This window comes from Brevundimonas sp. 2YAF1, assembly GCF_052114745.1.
Classification (GTDB): domain Bacteria; phylum Pseudomonadota; class Alphaproteobacteria; order Caulobacterales; family Caulobacteraceae; genus Brevundimonas.
In genome coordinates this window covers 1-16,729 of sequence record NZ_JBFRFI010000007.1, presented here as the reverse complement: position 1 = coordinate 16,729, position 16,729 = coordinate 1, and the positions used below count along the sequence as shown (strand labels likewise).

The following is a 16,729-nucleotide window of genomic DNA, read 5'->3' as shown; positions in this document are numbered from 1 at the left end:
CCGCTCGCGAGGCTGTCATCGCTTGGTGGTTGCAGGGGCGCGCCTCGGGGGCTACCACCGTCTTCCAAGGGGCGACGAAACGCCTGCCCCGTCAACCGCATTCGGGGGAGATTGAGGGACGCCAAAGCCTTGATTCCACAGGCCGCTCCCCATGCTATGACTTCTCCCGCACTCATGACTCACACCGAATCCGCCGCATCGACGCCTTCAGAGGCGAGTCGCGCCCTTCAGGCGGCGACGGCGTTTGGCGCGATCATTCTGGCGCGCCACGGCGAACCGGCCCTGTCACGCAAATGTCTGATCACCTCGGACGAATACCGCGACTGGTGGGGCCGCTACGAGGTCGGCGGCCTGCGCGCCGGCCAGACGCCGCCCCAGACCCTGCTGACCGCCGCCGAGGGCGCGGGCGCCATCTACGCCTCGTCGCGTCCGCGCGCCCAGGAAACGGCCCGCGCCGTGGCCCGCGACCGCGAGGTCCTGGTCGACGCCCTGTTCATCGAGGCGCCCCTGCCGCCGCCGGCCGCGCCGAACTGGCTCAAGCTGTCGCCGCGCCTGTGGGGCGTGATCTCGCGCTTCTGGTGGCACGTCTTCAATCACCACGAAGGCCAGGAGACCCGCGCGGAGGCCGAGGTTCGCGCCGATCAGGCCGCCCGTATCCTGATCGCCCGTGCGTCCGAAGGCCACGACGTCCTGGTTTTGGCTCACGGCTATTTCAACCACATGGTCGGCCAGAAGCTGAAGGCCCACGGCTGGCGTCTGGCCGAGAACCAGGGCTTCAAATACTGGTCGCAACGTCGCTACGAGCGGCGCTGAGCCCTTTCGTCGTTGATGCGCCGGGCGGGCGTCTCTAGGTTGCCCGCATCATGACCGACGCATCCGTTTCCCCCGCCGTTTCCGCCGATCTCAGCTTCGAGGACGCCCTGTCGCGTCTGGAAGGCATCGTCTCGCGTCTGGAGTCCGGGCAGGCCCCGCTGGAAGAATCCATCGCCCTGTACGAAGAGGGCGCGCGCCTGAAGGCCCACTGCGAGGCCCGGCTCAAGGCCGCTCAACTGCGGGTCGAGAAGATCGTGGTCGGCGCCGATGGTCAGGCCAAGGGCGTCGAACCGGCCGAGTTCGGCTGACGCACGCCTGTGACTGTGCTCGCCGCCAATTCCCCTGAACAGGCCGTCATCGACCGGGTGGCCGAGATCGCCGATCTGGTCACCGTGGCCCTCGACGAGCTGCTGCCGCGCGCCGACGGCCCCGAATCCCGTCTGACCGAGGCCATGCGCTATGCCGCGCTCGGCCCCGGCAAGCGGTTGCGGCCCTTCTTCGCCATCGAGGCGGGGCGGCTGTTCAATGTCGACGAGCGGGCCGTGCTGCGCGCCGCCTGCGCCCTGGAATGCGTCCACGCCTATTCCCTGGTGCATGACGACCTGCCGGCCATGGACGACGACGACATGCGGCGTGGGCGTCCGACCCTGCACATCGCCTATGACGAGGCGACCGCCATCCTGGCCGGCGACGCGCTGCAGACCGCCGCCTTCGACATCATCCTCGACGAAGACACCCACGAGGACCCGGCCATCCGCTGCGAGCTGGCCCGGCGTCTGTCCTTTGCGTCGGGCGCGCGCGGCATGGCCGGCGGCCAGATGATCGACCTGCTGGGCGTTCGCGACGACCTCGGCGGCGTCGCCCGGATGCAGCGGCTCAAGACCGGCGCCCTGTTCGCCTACGCCTTCGAGATTCCGCTGATCATCGCCAACGCCAGCGATTCCGCCCGTCACGCCCTGATCAGCTTCGCCCACGACATCGGCCTGGCCTATCAGATCGTCGACGACCTGCTGGACGTGGAAGGCGATGCCGCCGAACTGGGCAAGGCCGCCGGCGGCAAGGACGCCGCCCTCGGCAAGACCAATTTCGTCACCCTGCTGGGCGTCGATGCGGCGCGGCACAGGGTCGCGCACCTGGCCGATCAGGCCCGCTCCCACCTGGATCCGTTCGGCCACGACGCAGAAATCCTCAAGGCCAGCGTGGACTTTGTGCTCAAGCGCAGGTCCTGACGGCATGACGTGGAACACGTCGATTGCGGCGCGTATCCTCCGGGTCAATCACGGCGGCGAACACGGCGCCATCTGCATCTACAGCGCCCAGATCGCGGCGGCGCGGCTTAGAGCGCCCGATCTTCTGCCGTTTCTGAACGAAGCTCTGGTTCACGAGCGCAGTCATCGGGCGCGATTTCGCAGCCTGATGCCTTCACGTCAGGGCAAACCCTGCCGAATGATGTGGATATGGGCGGTTGGCGGCGCAGGGCTGGGCCTGATCTCGGGCGTCCTCGGTCGCGAAGCGATCCTGGCCTGCACCGAGGCAGTTGAGCGAACAGTTCATCGACATCTCGATGACCAGATTCGGTGGTCCTCATCGCGAGATGAAGAGCTTTGCAGCACCATTGAAGGCATCCAGATCGAGGAGCAGGAGCACATCCGCTATGCGGCTACTCATCGCAGCGGCCATGGCTTCGCGTGGCTCGAAAGCACCATCAGCCATGCGACCGAAGCCTTGATTTGGCTGTCCACGCGAGGCGATTCAACGCGCCTTGCCCGGCAACTGGCTCCCGACGCCGCCGTTTAACAACTTGCCACATGCCCATGGCGACGACATGGACACTCGCTTGAATGCCGATCCCGGACTAGATGTCTCTGATGCCTGATACTCCCGTTCTCGACACCGTCACTGTTCCTGCCGATATGCGCGGGTTCGATATCGCGCGGCTGAAACAGTTGGCCGACGACGTGCGGGCTGAAACCATCGACGCGGTTTCGGTCACCGGCGGCCATCTGGGATCGGCGCTCGGCGTGGTCGAGCTGACGGTCGCCCTGCACCATGTGTTCGAGACGCCCAAGGACATCCTGATCTGGGACGTCGGCCATCAGTGCTATCCGCACAAGATTCTGACCGGGCGCCGCGACCGCATCCGCACCCTGCGTCAGGCCGGCGGCCTGTCGGGCTTTACCAAGCGCTCCGAGAGCGAATACGACCCCTTCGGCGCGGCCCACGCCTCGACCTCGATCAGCGCGGCGCTCGGCTTCGCCGCCGCCCGCGACGCCAAGGGCGAGAAGAACCGCGTCGTGGCCGTCATCGGCGACGGCTCCATGTCGGCGGGCATGGCCTATGAGGCGATGAACAACGCCGCCGAGGCCACCAACGGCCAGCTGATGGTGGTGCTGAACGACAACGACATGTCGATCGCCCCGCCGGTCGGCGGCATGAGCGCCTATCTGGCCAAACAGGTCTCGGGCGGCGCCTATCAGAACATCCGCAAGGTCGGGAAGAAGTTCGTCGACCACATGCCGCGCCCCTTCCGCGACGCGGCGCGCAAGGCCGAGGAATACGCCCGCGGCATGATCGTGGGTGGCACCTTCTTCGAGGAGCTGGGCTTCTACTACATCGGGCCGATCGACGGTCACGACATGGAGAACCTGGTCCCCATCCTGAAAAACGCCGCCGCCATCACCGATCGTCCGGTGCTGGTCCACGTCGTGACGCAAAAGGGCAAGGGCTACGCCCCGGCCGAGGACAGCGCCGACAAATATCATGGCGTGGTCAAGTTCGACGTCGTCTCGGGCAAGCAGGCCAAGGCCGTCTCCAACGCCCCCAGCTACACCAAGGTCTTCGGAACCGAGCTGATCAAGCACGCCCGCATCGACCCCTCGATCGTGGCCATCACCGCCGCCATGCCGACCGGCACGGGGCTGGACCTGTTCGGTCAGGTCTTCCCGGATCGGACGTTCGACGTCGGCATCGCCGAGCAGCACGCCGTCACCTTCGCCGCCGGTCTGGCCGCTGACGGGATGAAGCCGGTCTGCGCCATCTATTCGACCTTCCTGCAGCGCGGCTATGACCAGGTCGTCCACGACGTGGCCATCCAGTCCCTGCCGGTGCGCTTCGCCATGGACCGGGCCGGTCTGGTCGGCGCCGACGGCGCGACCCACGCCGGCAGCTTCGACATCGGTTTCATGGGGGCTCTGCCCGGCATGGTGCTGATGGCCGCCGCCGACGAGGCGGAACTGGCCGCCATGATTTCGACCTCCCTGGCCATCGACGACCGCCCCTCGGCCTTCCGCTATCCGCGCGGCGACGGCGTCGGCGTCGAGATTCCCGAACTGGCCGCCCCGCTGGAGATCGGCAAGGGCCGCATCGTCCGCGAAGGCACGTCCGTCGCCATCCTGTCGCTGGGCACCCGCCTGCAGGAATCGCTCAAGGCCGCCGACCTGCTGGCCGCGCGCGGCGTCTCGGCCACCGTGGGCGACGCCCGCTTCGCCAAGCCGCTGGACGCCGACATGATCCTGCGTCTGGCGCGCGAGCATGAGTGCCTGATCACGGTGGAAGAGGGCGCCATGGGCGGCTTCGGCGCCTTCGTCCTGCAACTGCTGGCCGAAAAGGGCGCGCTGGACGCCGGCCTCAAGATCCGCACCCTGACCCTGCCCGACGTCTTCCAGGACCAGGACAGGCCCGAGATCATGTACGCCCAGGCCGGCCTCGACGCCGACCACATCGCGGCGACCGCCCTGTCGGCCCTGGGCGTCGACGCCAGCCGGGCGGTGTGGGCGTAACCCGATTTCCTTCTCCCCTTGCGGGAGAAGGTGGCAGCCGAAGGCTGACGGATGAGGGGTCTCGCTGACCTCGAAATCCGCACGCTTCATCCGCTGTCGCGCAGCCCCTCATCCGACCTCGCTCCGCTCGGCCACTCGACGCAGCCCTTTGGCTGCAAACGCCGCGGGCGGAGCACTCACTGGATCCCGGCGTCCGCCGGGATGAGCGGAGAAAAGAGACGGCCTTCACAATCAGGCCCTCCAATCCCTGAAAACCGCCGGGATTACGCCTCATCCGCCCCCATCACCTCGCCTCACCCCCAACCTGCGCCATGCTTTCCCTGTCCCGTCGCAAGGGAGGGCTCGCTTGGCCGGCGAACCGAAGCGGCGGCGGGAGCGGAGAGAACGGGGGTCTTGTCGGACCGTCAGCCTCTCGTCGCGCGCACCGGGCAAGGGAGCACCCAGCGGAGGGCGGCGATGGATCAGGCGGGCGGTTCAGGATGTTTCGCGGGCGGGGGAACGAGGCGAGCGCCTCTACCGTCGTTCCGTGGCCTCAAGTAGCGCGCAAGCGCGATAGGCCACAGCATCAAGACATGACGCCGCTGGGGCCTAGCGACGGGGCGTTCGACCCGTCCGCCATAGAGGCTCCGGTCAGGGTCGAGGGGGTTACTCGGACCGTTCCAGGACCGCGTCGTCGCGCGGCCTGCCCGTCATGGGCGCCGGGGGTAGCCGCTAACAGCGGCGCCTGCCCCGAGCTCATGTCCAACTCTTCGCGCGGGGCGTCGGCCTTCGTCGAAACGGTAAAACTACATCCTCTCCGGGCGAAGGCCCGGCGCCCCGCCCAGCCCTCCACCGCCCGTGCCAGCACGAGGCGGCGCGACTCGTCGTCGCGCAGGCAACTTTGACGGTTCCAAATCGGTTTCATCCCGGTAAAACTAGGGCGTAAGCCTTGCGGTGGCGGCCCTGTGCCCCCAGATAACGGCTTCCAGCCCCATAAGAACCTTTCGCCCGACGCAGGAGCGCCGATGCCGCATGCCGACAGCCTGATTATCACCCTGGTCGGAGGCTTCGTCCTCGCCTTCGTGTTCGGCATGTTGGCCAATCGGCTGAAGCTGTCGCCTCTGGTCGGCTATCTGGTGGCCGGGGTCGTCGTCGGGCCTTTCACGGGCGGCTTTGTTGCCGACACCGAACTGGCGCCGCAATTGGCCGAGGTCGGCGTCATCTTGCTGATGTTTGGGGTCGGGCTGCATTTCTCGCCCAAGGACCTGATGCAGGTCCGCAAGGTCGCCATTCCCGGCGCCATCGTCCAGATCGCGGCCGCCACCATCCTGGGCTGGGGCCTCGGCCGTTTCGTGCTCGGCCTTGGCGACGTTGAAGCGGCGCTGTTGGGCTTCGCCCTGGCGACGGCCTCGACCGTGGTGCTGCTGCGCGCGCTGGAAGAGCGCAAACAGCTGAAGACCAACGCCGGCCGTATCGGCATGGGCTGGCTGATCGTCGAGGATCTGGTGATCGTGATCGCCCTGGTTCTGCTCCCGCTGCTCATCATCGCGCCTGGCGAAACGCTGAGCGGGGTCGCACTGGCCAAGTCCATCGGATGGACGCTGATCAAGGTCGCGGGCTTTGTCGGCGTCATGCTGGTCGTGGGCGCCAAGGCGCTGCCCTGGGTGCTGGTCCGGATCGCGCACACCAAGTCGCGGGAATTGTTCACCCTGGGGGTGCTGGCCATTGCGCTGGGGATCGCCTGGGTCGCCTATGCTCTGTTCCACTCGTTTGCGCTGGGCGCCTTCCTGGCCGGGTTGGTGCTGAACAGCTCGCCGCTGGGCCACAACGCCGCCGAACGGTCTCTGCCGCTGCGCGACGCCTTCGCCGTGCTGTTCTTCGTTTCGGTCGGGATGTTGTTCGATCCGACCATTCTGGTCCGCGAGCCGCTGGCGGTGCTGGGCGTTCTGGGCATCGTCATCATCGGTAAATCCCTGGCGGCGCTGGTCATCACGACGGCTTTCAAGCTGGACCGGGCGACCAGTCTGACGGTCGCCGCCAGTCTGGCCCAGATCGGGGAGTTCTCGTTCATTCTGGCCGCCATCTCGATGCAACTGGGCGCCATGAGCCGCGAGACCCACGACCTGATCCTGGCCGCAGCCCTGCTGTCGATCTCGCTGAACCCGTTCGTCTTCGCCCTGATCGACCGGATGGGCGCGCGCATGCCGCCGCCGGGCAAGAAGCCGGAGGTCGAGCCCAAGGCGGCCCTGGCCGACGTGATGTGATGAAAAAGAGGCCCGGTGATCGCTCGCCGGGCCTCTTGCGCATCCGCGTCCTGATCGGGGCTTACAGGACGCCGATCATGCTCGCGACCAGGGGGTGGCGCACGATGTCGCGCTCGGCCAGGCGAACCACGGCGATGCCGGGCACCGCCTCCAGCCGCTCCGCTATGTCCGACAGGCCCGAAATGCCCGGCAGAAGGTCGGACTGCTGCGGATCGCCGGTCACGACCATGGTCGAGTGCCAGCCCAGCCGGGTCAGCAGCATCTTCAACTGGACGTAGGTGCAGTTCTGCGCCTCGTCGACGACGATGAAGGCGTTGTTCAGCGTGCGGCCGCGCATATAGCCGATGGGGGCGATCTCGATCAGACCCTCGGCCATCAGCGCCTTGACCCGTTTCATGCTGAGACGGTCCGACAGGGCGTCGTAGAGGGGGCGAAGATAGGGAGCCAGCTTGTCCTCCATGTCGCCGGGCAGGAAGCCGATGGATTCCCCAGCCTCGACGGCGGGCCGCGACAGGACGATGCGGCCGACCTTGCCGGCCTCCAGCGCCTCGACCGCCTTGGCGACGGCGAGGTAGGTCTTGCCGGTGCCTGCGGGACCCAGCGCCAGCACCAGATTGTGGGCGTCGACGGCGTCCATCAGTTCGGCCTGGCCGTCCGACTTCGGTTTCAGCGTCTTGAGGTAGGCCTGGTCGCGGTCGTCGTTGGAGGGGTGGGGCGACCATCCGTTGCGGGGCGGCAATCGCCGGACCTTGGCGTCCTGCAGGAACTCTCGCGAATCCAGCACGCCTTCACGAACTTGATGCTTGATGGCCGAACGCTTCGTCATGAACGCCTCCAGGGCATGAAAAAAGGCGAGCCCGACAGGGACTCGCCTCGAACGACGGTGGGGGAGGAACGGGCCGGAATCGTGCGGCGGCCGGTCGGATCGGTCGCGGGGTCGTCGCCGCAGCAGAGGCGTCGCCGTCCCGGGACTGGTCGCGAACACGCCACGCGCATTCTCCAGTATCTGACCGGACCGGGCTTGATCCGGCTTCGGATCCGGGGCCGAAATGGCGACCTCGAATCGCATCAACAGACTGATGCTAACGTAGTTTATGAAGGCTTAAAGCCTTCATTTTCTGAAACATAGGCGGTGTTCGGATGAGTGTTTACAGTCTTGGCGACAGCAGGCCGCAGCTTCCGCCAGTGGGCGAATACTGGATCGCGCCAAGTGCAACAGTCCTAGGGAGCGTGATTCTGCATCCTGGCGCCAGCATCTGGTTCAATGCGGTGCTGCGTGGCGACAACGACCCTATCGTCATCGGGCGGGACAGTAATATTCAGGACGGCAGCATCCTGCACACCGACGTCGGCGCGCCGCTGACGATCGGCAAGGGCGTGACCGTGGGACACAAGGCGATGCTGCACGGCTGTGAAATAGGCGACAACAGCCTGGTCGGGATCGGGGCGGTGATCCTGAACGGCGCGCGCATCGGGAAGAATTGTCTGATCGGCGCCAACGCCCTGATCACCGAGGGCAAGGTCATTCCCGACAACAGTCTGGTCATGGGTCAGCCGGGCAAGGTGGTCCGGGAGCTGGACGAGGGACAGATCGAGGCGCTGCGGGTCTCGGCCCAGCACTATGTCCACAACTGGCGGCGTTATGCCGAGGATTTGCGCCTGCTCGCCTGAGGCAGTCGGCGCGAATGGGGCGGGCGCGTCAGGATGGCACAGCCTGCGTTCCGCCTGCCGCCCCACGGACAACGGAAACGCAAGGCTTTTGCGCCTTCATCGTGCATGGGACCGGCCCGCGACTTGCAGGGACGGCGCGAAGATCAATGCAGGAGTCCAGCCCATGCGGGTGCGGATCAAGACTTTGCTGGCGGCGGCCGGGGCCTTTGTCGGCCTGATGGCGATCGCCGACACGGCCGCAGCCCAGTGCGGGGGAACGTGCCAGCCCCCGCCTCCGCCTCCGCCCCCGAGCCCCCCGTGTGGCGGGGGGTGCAGACCACCCGCGGACCCGCCCTTCGACCCGCCAGGCTGGGGCGTCAACGTGAACGTCAATGTGAACGCGAACGCCAGCGCGAACGCCAGCGCTTCGGCGCGCGCCTTCGCCGGGTCGCGCAGCGGCGCGACGGTGATCGTCGGCGGGGGCGGCGGGGCCTATTTCAACGTCGATCAGCCCTATCCCACCACGATCCAGGGCCTGACTGTCGAGGGCTCGACCATGCAGATGGTGCGGGTCCCCTACACCGCCTCGCGCCGGATGGAGAAGCGCGTGCTCATCCAGGCTCTGTGCATCGACGACCGCGCCGTGCCGCACCCGGCCTCGCAGGTCCGACCGGGCCGCGACGTGGCCATGGACTATGAAGGCGAACTGTTTCGCTGCATGGCCGGGACCAAGCTGCAGTGGACCATCGGCGACGAGATGGGCGGTCCGGGCGAGACCCTGAACTGCAACAAGCGCGAGGCCCTCTGGTACGGCCGCGGTGGGATGCTGGAATGCCGTCCCGAGAAGCAGGAACGCGACTGCAACGAGCGTTCGCTGCTGCGCCGCTATGGCGCGGGCGTGAAGGTGCTGACCATGATCCGCGAGGAATCCTACACCGAATACCGTGAGGAGATGGTCGAGACCGCCGGGGCCGTGGCCTCGGGCGCGGTCATCATGCTGGATGGCGGTGTCGGCGGCCGGGTGTTCTGAACATGCCGTTCAGCCTGGCGACAGCTAGGCCGGCATAAGGTTCGGTCATCGGCTCTCCGTCGATAGGCCAAAAGACTAGGGCCCCGATCCGCTGGATCGGGGCCCCTTTTTCGTCAGCGTCGCGGACCCCTACTTGGCCGGGGCGTTGACCGAGACGACCTCGGCCTTCCACGCCGTGCTCGACTTCAGGTACTGGCGCGCGGCGGCCTGGATGTCGGCGGCGGTGAAGGATTCCAGGTCGCTGATATGCGTCTGGATCTGCTCCACCGAGGCCGGTTTGGCCGCCAGGTCCTCCAACTGACCGAGCCAGTATTCGTTGCCGGCCTGGCTGCGGCGCAGGGCCTCGATCACCGGCAGGCGGGCACGGTTCAGTTCGTCTTGCGTGATGGGCGTGTCGCGCAGGGAGGCGGTGATGGCGTCGACAGCGGCGTAGAAGGCCGGGATCTTGTCCGCCGCCGTCTCGGCCATGACCGAGATGGAGCCGTAGCCCTTGTAGACGTCCGATGAGGAGGACGAGACGCGCGGCGAATAGGCCAGGGCCTGCTTCTCGCGGATTTCGTCCAGCACGCGCAGTTTGAAGACCTCGGCCAGGATGCTGACCTTGCGGGCTTCGGTGCGGTCATCGACGGCGTCGGTGGTCGGCCAGGCGATGTAGGCCAGGCCCTGTTCGGCCGGACCCGTATGGGTCAGGCGCACGGGCTGGGCGGTCGGCGCGGGGAAGCGGCGCAGGTCCGAACCGGGTAGGGGCTGGGCCGCCGGGGCTCGCGTCGGCAGGGCGGCGAAGGTGGAGGCTACCGCCGCGATTGCGTCATTGATCTTCACGTCGCCGACCATGACGATGTCGATCGGGCCCGACGCCATGCCCTGAATCACGCCCTGCTTCATCTCGTCCAGGGTGAAGGCGGCGATTTCGGTCGGAGAAGGCACGGCTTCGCGCTTGTCGCCGCTGGCCAGCAGGCCGGCCGCCTGAATGCCGAAGGCGCCGCCCGGCGTGGCGAGTTGCTGGGTCAGGATCTGCGGGAAGAAGGCCTTGATCTGCTCGAACGGCGCGGCGCGCAGGCCGGGGTCGGTCAGATAGGCGGTCAGCACCTGCATTTGCAGTTGCAGATCGGCCGGACGGGTCGCCCCCGACAGCTGATAGGCGTCGTCGTCGATGGCGAAACCAGCGCTATAGATCTTGCCGGTCAGGACGCGGCTGAGTTCGTCCGCCGTCAGCTTGCCCAGGCCGCCACGCGTGAAGACCAGCGGGGCCAGCATCTGGGACGTGATGCGGTCGGTCGGCAGGCTTTCGTCGCCGATGCCGGTGCGGACCGAGATCAGGATCTGCTGATCCTTGAAGTCCGTCGGCTTGACCGTCAGGCGGACGCCGTTGGGGAAGGTCACGACCGTGGCGCCGACAGCGGCCACTTCGGTCCGGCTGCTGGGCGCGGCGGGGGCGCCGAAGTCGGCATAGGGCCATTGCAGCTCGGCCTGGACGGCGGGCGCCGTGACGGCGACGGCGCGGCTGGCTTGCAGCGCGGCGGTGACGCCGGCCTCGCCGCCGTCGATCGCCTCAGGGGTGACAACCAGGGCCAGCGGGCCGTAGCCTTCGAACACGGCCTTCACAGCCGTGTTGACCTGTTCAGCCTTCAGATCCTTCACCACGGCCTCGAACTGGGCCAGGTTGGTGGCGGGCGAGGCGAAGACCCGATCATCGTTGGCCGCCGCCAGCAGGCCGTTGGCCAAGGCCGGGGTGCTGCGCGTGGCGGCCGCCTGGACGGCGTTTTCAAGCGCGGTGCGGGTGTTGGCGATTTCGCGATCCAGTTCGGCCTGGGTCACGCCAAACTGCACCAGACGACGTTGCTCCTGTTCGATGGTCTCGAGAGCACGATTCAGGCCGCCCGGATTGAAGTTGGCCGAGACGCTGCCGAGGTCGACCGTGTCGAACAGGCTGCCCTTGCCGGCGCTGGCGGTGATGAAGGGCGGATTGTCGCCGCGCGCGATTTCCCCGAGGCGGCGGTTCAGAACGGCGAGACCCAGGCTCTGGATGAAGGTGTCGCGGCGTTCGGCGACGGTGTCGGGGTCCAGGTCGGGATTGCGGATCCAGTTGAGCTGGATCGAGGACTGAACACCCGGCTCGACCAGGATGCGGGTCTCGGCCGAGCGCGGGACGACCTTGCCCAGATCGGGATTCGGGCCGTCGGCGGCCTTGGGGCGCCAGTCGGAGAAGGTCGCGCGGATCTTGGCTTCCATCTGATCGACGTCGAAGTCGCCGACTGCGATCATCGTCGCGCGCGAGGGGCGGTAGTAGGCGTTGTAGAACTCGACGAAACGCTCACGCGGGGCCGAGCGAATGATGCTGAGGTCGCCGATCGGCAGACGGTTCGACAGGCGCTGGCCCGGGGCGAGCAGGGCGATCTGGGCCTTGAGCGAGCGCAGGCCCGGTGTGTTGCGCAGACGTTCCTCGCCCTCGATCACGCCGCGCTCGGCGTCGATGTCGGCAGCGTTCATCAGGGCCTCGGACACCTGTTCGCGCATGATGCGCAGCGAGGTGTCGACGGTCTCGTCGTTGGTGCGCGGCAGCTCCAGCGTATAGGCGGTCTGGTCGAAGCTGGTGAAGGCGTTAGTGTCGGCGCCGAAGGCCAGGCCCAGACGCTCAAGAATGCGCAGCAGTTCGTTCTCGGGCACGTTCGTGGTGCCGTTGAAGGCCATATGCTCCATGAAGTGGGCCAGCCCCAGCTGGTCGTCGTTCTCCATCAGCGAACCAGCGTCGATCCGCAGACGCAGCGACGCCTGTCCCGGAGGCGTGGCGTTCTTCATGATAGCGTAGCGCATGCCGTTCGGAAGGACGCCGAAGCGCACGGCCGGGTCGGCCCGAATGTCGCTGGCGACCTGGGCCCAGGGCTTGGATGGCTGGGCGTTCTGCGCGGCTACGGCGGCGGGGGCCGTCAGGGCGACGGCGGGCAGGGCGGCGCCGCCTAGAAGGGCGAGACTGGAGGCGGCAAGCAACAGCAGGTGGCGAGGCGATCGCATTCAGTGAGACTCCGAACCCTGTGCGATCAGGCTGCCCCCGGGACTGACTGCGGCCCTGCACGTCGATGGTCGCGTGCAACGGCGTATGCACGTTCGATCAGAGTGACAAAGGTCCTTGACTGTCTCAAGTTACCGAATGTTAATTTCCGCCCGTTCGGGTGACGTAAAATGTCGCAGCATTGCCGACCGCGTTGGCCCCGGCGACCACGTTGCGGCCCCATCCGTTGATCGTCGTAGTGGCGATGGCGCTGACATTGCCCGCATTGGTCTGGACGTTGCGGGCGTTGAGATCGCCGTCGCATTCGGCGCAGGCGTAGCCAGTGATCGAATTGCCTGCGGCGTTGGCCCCCACATAGGCGTCGTAGCCCCTTTGCCCGGTAAAGGAGGCGCTCGCCTCGACCCCGCCCGTGTTCATCTGGGTGTTGTCGATGTCGACATAGATGTCGTTGTTGCCGATGGTCACTTCGTTGGCGAGGGCGCTGGCCGAGGCCGTGGCCTTGCCGAAATCATAGGCGCTGAGTTGGGCCGCGCCGCGGATATCGGCGCTGTTATCCTGAGCCGTGGTCGGGATCAGCGACCCGCCCTGATTGTAGAAGGTCGCCTGATTGCCGCCCGCGTGGGCGCGCACGGCCAGATTCCAGCCGTTGCCGGCCCAGACGCCTGTGCCGGCCTCGACCATGGCGCCCGAAGAATGCTGCCGGACCTCCAACTCCTGATTGGCGGAGGGACCGGTGGCGGCCTGGACGGTGTTGGCGACAGCCTGGCTGGAAAACTCGGCCGGGTCGCGCACGAAACGCGGTGCGGCCTGATTGGTCGCGCGGACCTCGCCCGTGACCGTCTGGTCGATACTTCCCGTCAGAGAAGCGCGGTCGCCGCTCAAGCCGCTGGCCGTCAGGGCGACGGCGTTGCCGAAGGCGGCGGCGGCGATCTGCCCGCCACCGACCAGTCGGGCGTCGGTTCCGGTGATGTCGGTTGAGGCCGTGACGTCGCCGCCGACCGTCTGCGTCGCGTCGATCGCCATCCGGGCGTTCGTCGCCGTACCCGCCAGATAGTTGCCGCGCGCCTGGGTGGCGCTGGTTACCCGGGCGCTGGTGTCGCCGTCCAGGGTCAGGGAGGTCGAAGCCGAGACGTCGTCGCGCGCGTCCTGTGACGTGCGGACGTCGAGGTCCTGGCCGTCCGCGCCGCCGATCAGGCTGTTGCCGTGGGCGGCGGCGGACATGGTCACCTGATCGCTGACATCGACGACGTTCAGCGTTTGCCCGGCGACGACCTCGCCGAGCTGCAGTTGATTGTTCAGGACCAGACCGCGATCCTGGGCCGCGACCTCAGTAGCGGCCGCGACGCACATCGCCGTCGCGGCGATCATGCCAGCGAGACGGATCGGCGCGAGTCTGACCATTGTTCATGTCCGTATTGGCATAGGCGGGGTAGTAGCCGCCGGTCGGGCCGACGGCAGAGTCGCCCAAGGGGTCGTTGGCGGGGCTGAGGCAGACCTCGGGACCGGGCGCGCCGTAGAGGTTGGCCATGAACTCGACCGTCGCGCGCTCCACCAGGGCGCGAACCGCCAGTTGCACCGGCTCCAGGCCGCTGGTTCCCGCTGAGATGTCGAAAACGTTGCCGTTCAGGAAGTCGAACACGCCCGCCGAAATCTCGCGGCCGACGATCTGTTTCTGATAGGAGACGACATCGACGACTTCGAGCGTGGTGGTCTGCACCAGCCGCAGGTCGATGGCTACGTTCATGACGAAGACCTTGCCGGTCAGCATGCCCGAGCCCCCCTTCTCGTGGAGCTCGCCGCCGGCGATGTCGAAGCCGCCGGAGCGGATATTGTAGTTCACCTCGGTGATGCCGCCGACGACATAGAAGTCTGAGCCCGGCACCTGACCGGCCAGGATTCGGCGGTAGGCGGCGTCCTGCGGCCCGCCGTTGGGCTGGTCGTCGCTGATCAGTTTGTTGTTGGCGTAGCGTAGCTCCAGCTCCGACACCGAGGTGTCGTAGCGCTCGACGATGCGCGCGCCGGCCTTGGCCAGGGCGGTGTTCGCCATCAGCGACGCGCCCTGGGTGATCTGGCGACCGCCGTCGGCGGAGACCGAGCCCGTGTAGTCGCTGATCCGACCGACAGCCATGCGCGGCGAAGGCAGATCATAGCGGCGGGCGTAGTCGGCCAGGCAATAGAGGGCGGTCGAATAGGGCGTCGGGTTCGACGTCACCGGCGCGTTGCCGATCGGCGTCGCATAGCGACCCGAGGAACCGGCGCTGGTGCTGGCGCATCCGGCCAGGACGCCGGCGGCGGCGACCGCGACGGCCGCGACCCGCAGCGGGCGAGAGAAGCGATGTGCGGCCATCAGAAGTTCAGGGTCCCGTTCAGGGCGGTCCCGGCCGTGATATTGCCGGTATTGGTCTGATTGGAGTTGATAATCACCGTGTTGCGGTTGCCCTGGACCACGACGTTCAGACTGTTGCCGATGGCGGTCGCGCCGCCGATAGCCGTCCCGCTGCTGGACGAACCCGCGCCGGCGAAGCCGTTCGAGACGCCGGCGGAGGAACTGGCGTAGCTGCTGGCGCCGGACTGGATGATGCCGTTGACGATCAACCGATTGCCGTTGGCGTCGCGGGTCGACCCGCTGGAGGCCTGGGCGGTCGTATAGCGCGAGGCGCCGTAGCCGGCCTGGAACTGTGCGGCGCCGGCCGAGCCCGTAGACTGCGCGGACGCAACACCGGCCGCCAGCAAGGGCAGGGCCAGGGCGGCGGCGGTCAGGGTCAGTCTTTGAAACGGCATGCAGGACTCCGCAGGGGCGATTTCGGGTCGCCAAGCAACCCGCGTGCCAGTTTGGAACGCGGGTCTTAAGATCGACTTGAGATTGCGCCGGTCTTTGTCCATCAAGGCCTATGCAGAGTTCAGCCGACGAACCGACCCACCCCCAGCGCGAGCGGATCTTCAACGCGCCCTTCCTGGCGGTGCTGATCGCCGCCTCTATGCCCGTGCTCTACTGGTTTCAGGAGCGTCTGCCGGACGATGGTATGGCGATGGCCTTCCGGGCCGCTGACCTGTGGCAGGGGCGGTGGACGGGCCTGTTCACCTCCATGCTGCTGCATGGTGGGTGGCCCCATGTGGCCATGAACGCCGTGGGTGCCCTGGCGTTCGGCACGCCGGTGGCCCGGTTGTTGTCCAAGGGCTTGGGGCCGCTGGCCTTCATCGCCCTTTATATAGTGAGCGGCGCCGTGGGCGCCCTGGGTTATGGGCTGTGCCATCCGGGGAGCATGAGCAATCTGGTCGGCGCCTCGGGGGCGGTGTTCGGCTTGATCGGCGCGGCGACCCGCCTCATGGGCGGGCATGGACGGGTGCTTCCATTGTTCCATCCTGGCGTCCTGAAGCAGGCGTCGGCCTGGATGGTCGCCAATCTGGTCGTGGGGCTGATCGGCCTTGCGCCCGGTGCGGCCGGGGCCAGCATCGCCTGGGAAGCGCACGCATTCGGTTTCCTGATCGGCATTCTGGCGATGGGCCCCTTGGGGCGTTGGTTCGGGCCGCGAGAGGATTTGCTTCCGGGCGGGGTCTGAGCGATCCTGCGGCTTATAGCGGCCGGTCCGCGGTCGCCTCCCATATTCGTAAGGGAAGGAGCCGCCATGCTGGTCGCCGAGATTCTCAAGGGCAAGGGGGAGGCTGTCTTCACCCTGTCGCCCGATAGGCTTCTGATCGAGGCGTGCGCCGAACTGCATCGCAAGCGGGTCGGCGCCCTGATCGTCTGTGACGGAGACGCCGTTCTCGGCGTTCTCTCGGAACGGGACATCGTCCAGGCTATCTCGCGGGACGGTGCCGAGGCGCTGAAGCGTCCCGCTTCCCACTATATGACGACCGAAGTGATCTTCGCGGAGCCTGCGGAGACCGTTGCCGTCCTGATGGCGCGCATGACGGACCGCCGCGTGCGCCATCTGCCGGTCTTGCGCGACAGCCGCCTGGCCGGGGTCGTCTCCATCGGCGATGTCGTCAAATGCCAGATCGCCGAGGCGACGCGCGAAGCCGAAAGCCTGCGCACCTATATAGCGGCGGGGTAAGGGCGGCGGCGTGGGCCTGCTGTCGGGCGATTCGTGTTCGTTCGGTTTTTCGTATTTCCGTCATTCAAGGCTTGTGGAGTCGGGGGCGGGTCCGTATATCCGCGCCTCGCTCTGCAACGAGCGGCCCGCGGGGTTCGGCAACGGACCGG

General features: G+C 67.2%; 15 protein-coding genes. 10 read left to right on the top strand and 5 right to left on the bottom strand.

Annotated elements, in window-relative coordinates; all coding sequences use genetic code 11:
* Window positions 1-174 precede the first annotated feature (174 nt).
* From AB4Y68_RS10745 to AB4Y68_RS10720, 6 genes are all read left to right on the top strand, one after another.
* Window positions 175-813 (top strand): histidine phosphatase family protein, encoded by a 639-nt coding sequence (locus AB4Y68_RS10745; protein WP_441455647.1) that lies wholly within the window; start codon window positions 175-177, stop codon window positions 811-813.
* Window positions 814-863: 50 nt separating this feature from the next.
* Window positions 864-1,121 (top strand): exodeoxyribonuclease VII small subunit, encoded by a 258-nt coding sequence (locus tag AB4Y68_RS10740; RefSeq protein WP_441455645.1) that lies wholly within the window; start codon window positions 864-866, stop codon window positions 1,119-1,121.
* Window positions 1,122-1,169: 48 nt separating this feature from the next.
* Window positions 1,170-2,042, top strand: a complete 873-nt coding sequence (locus AB4Y68_RS10735) for a polyprenyl synthetase family protein (RefSeq protein ID WP_441455860.1) — start codon at window positions 1,170-1,172, stop codon at window positions 2,040-2,042.
* 4 nt (window positions 2,043-2,046) lie between these two features.
* Window positions 2,047-2,610, top strand: a complete 564-nt coding sequence (locus AB4Y68_RS10730; protein ID WP_441455644.1) for a demethoxyubiquinone hydroxylase family protein — start codon at window positions 2,047-2,049, stop codon at window positions 2,608-2,610.
* 71 nt (window positions 2,611-2,681) lie between these two features.
* The gene (gene dxs, locus AB4Y68_RS10725) at window positions 2,682-4,592 is read left to right on the top strand and encodes a 1-deoxy-D-xylulose-5-phosphate synthase (RefSeq protein WP_441455643.1); all 1,911 of its coding nucleotides are present in this window, start codon (window positions 2,682-2,684) and stop codon (window positions 4,590-4,592) included.
* Window positions 4,593-5,596: 1,004 nt separating this feature from the next.
* Window positions 5,597-6,835, top strand: coding sequence for a cation:proton antiporter domain-containing protein (locus tag AB4Y68_RS10720; RefSeq protein WP_441455641.1), 1,239 nt, complete (start codon window positions 5,597-5,599; stop codon window positions 6,833-6,835).
* Between the two features lie 61 nt (window positions 6,836-6,896).
* Here AB4Y68_RS10720 and AB4Y68_RS10715 read toward each other — a convergent pair whose 3' ends face one another.
* The gene (locus AB4Y68_RS10715; protein ID WP_441455859.1) at window positions 6,897-7,673 is read right to left on the bottom strand and encodes a PhoH family protein; all 777 of its coding nucleotides are present in this window, start codon (window positions 7,671-7,673) and stop codon (window positions 6,897-6,899) included.
* A gap of 302 nt (window positions 7,674-7,975) precedes the next feature.
* On the opposite strand from AB4Y68_RS10715, the gene AB4Y68_RS10710 reads away from it, so the two are divergent.
* Entirely contained in the window at window positions 7,976-8,506 is a 531-nt protein-coding gene (locus AB4Y68_RS10710; protein WP_441455639.1) for a gamma carbonic anhydrase family protein, read from the top strand.
* A 361-nt stretch (window positions 8,507-8,867) separates the two neighbouring features.
* Window positions 8,868-9,515 carry a hypothetical protein gene (locus AB4Y68_RS10705; RefSeq protein WP_441455637.1) on the top strand — a complete coding sequence of 216 codons (648 nt, stop codon included), beginning with the start codon at window positions 8,868-8,870 and terminating at the stop codon, window positions 9,513-9,515.
* Between the two features lie 129 nt (window positions 9,516-9,644).
* On the opposite strand, the gene AB4Y68_RS10700 is transcribed toward AB4Y68_RS10705, so the two are convergent.
* From AB4Y68_RS10700 to hfaA, 4 genes are all read right to left on the bottom strand, one after another.
* Window positions 9,645-12,527 carry a M16 family metallopeptidase gene (locus tag AB4Y68_RS10700; RefSeq protein ID WP_441455636.1) on the bottom strand — a complete coding sequence of 961 codons (2,883 nt, stop codon included), beginning with the start codon at window positions 12,525-12,527 and terminating at the stop codon, window positions 9,645-9,647.
* Between the two features lie 139 nt (window positions 12,528-12,666).
* The gene (gene hfaD / locus AB4Y68_RS10695; RefSeq protein ID WP_441455635.1) at window positions 12,667-13,926 is read right to left on the bottom strand and encodes a holdfast anchor protein HfaD; all 1,260 of its coding nucleotides are present in this window, start codon (window positions 13,924-13,926) and stop codon (window positions 12,667-12,669) included.
* Window positions 13,853-14,872, bottom strand: coding sequence for a holdfast anchoring protein HfaB (gene hfaB, locus AB4Y68_RS10690; RefSeq protein ID WP_441455634.1), 1,020 nt, complete (start codon window positions 14,870-14,872; stop codon window positions 13,853-13,855). The genes hfaD and hfaB overlap by 74 nt, the downstream gene beginning before the upstream one ends.
* Window positions 14,872-15,306, bottom strand: a complete 435-nt coding sequence (gene hfaA, locus AB4Y68_RS10685; RefSeq protein ID WP_441455632.1) for a holdfast anchoring protein HfaA — start codon at window positions 15,304-15,306, stop codon at window positions 14,872-14,874. The genes hfaB and hfaA overlap by 1 nt, the downstream gene beginning before the upstream one ends.
* A 110-nt stretch (window positions 15,307-15,416) precedes the next feature.
* Here hfaA and AB4Y68_RS10680 point away from each other — a divergent pair, with 110 nt between their 5' ends.
* Together AB4Y68_RS10680 and AB4Y68_RS10675 are read left to right on the top strand one after the other, a co-directional pair.
* On the top strand, window positions 15,417-16,085 hold the full coding sequence (locus AB4Y68_RS10680; protein ID WP_441455630.1) for a rhomboid family intramembrane serine protease: 669 nt from the start codon (window positions 15,417-15,419) through the stop codon (window positions 16,083-16,085).
* Window positions 16,086-16,151: 66 nt separating this feature from the next.
* A complete protein-coding gene (locus AB4Y68_RS10675; protein ID WP_441455629.1) occupies window positions 16,152-16,580 on the top strand; it encodes a CBS domain-containing protein in 429 nt (142 codons plus the stop codon).
* Window positions 16,581-16,729 lie beyond the last annotated feature (149 nt).

Coding starts and splice junctions, on each gene's coding strand:
- AB4Y68_RS10745 (WP_441455647.1), top strand. CDS start 175: ATGACTCACACCGAATCCGCCGCATCGACGCCTTCAGAGGCGAGTCGC.
- AB4Y68_RS10740 (WP_441455645.1), top strand. CDS start 864: ATGACCGACGCATCCGTTTCCCCCGCCGTTTCCGCCGATCTCAGCTTC.
- AB4Y68_RS10730 (WP_441455644.1), top strand. CDS start 2,047: ATGACGTGGAACACGTCGATTGCGGCGCGTATCCTCCGGGTCAATCAC.
- dxs (WP_441455643.1), top strand. CDS start 2,682: ATGCCTGATACTCCCGTTCTCGACACCGTCACTGTTCCTGCCGATATG.
- AB4Y68_RS10720 (WP_441455641.1), top strand. CDS start 5,597: ATGCCGCATGCCGACAGCCTGATTATCACCCTGGTCGGAGGCTTCGTC.
- AB4Y68_RS10710 (WP_441455639.1), top strand. CDS start 7,976: ATGAGTGTTTACAGTCTTGGCGACAGCAGGCCGCAGCTTCCGCCAGTG.
- AB4Y68_RS10700 (WP_441455636.1), bottom strand. CDS start 12,527: ATGCGATCGCCTCGCCACCTGCTGTTGCTTGCCGCCTCCAGTCTCGCC.
- hfaD (WP_441455635.1), bottom strand. CDS start 13,926: ATGGTCAGACTCGCGCCGATCCGTCTCGCTGGCATGATCGCCGCGACG.
- hfaB (WP_441455634.1), bottom strand. CDS start 14,872: ATGGCCGCACATCGCTTCTCTCGCCCGCTGCGGGTCGCGGCCGTCGCG.
- hfaA (WP_441455632.1), bottom strand. CDS start 15,306: ATGCCGTTTCAAAGACTGACCCTGACCGCCGCCGCCCTGGCCCTGCCC.
- AB4Y68_RS10680 (WP_441455630.1), top strand. CDS start 15,417: ATGCAGAGTTCAGCCGACGAACCGACCCACCCCCAGCGCGAGCGGATC.
- AB4Y68_RS10675 (WP_441455629.1), top strand. CDS start 16,152: ATGCTGGTCGCCGAGATTCTCAAGGGCAAGGGGGAGGCTGTCTTCACC.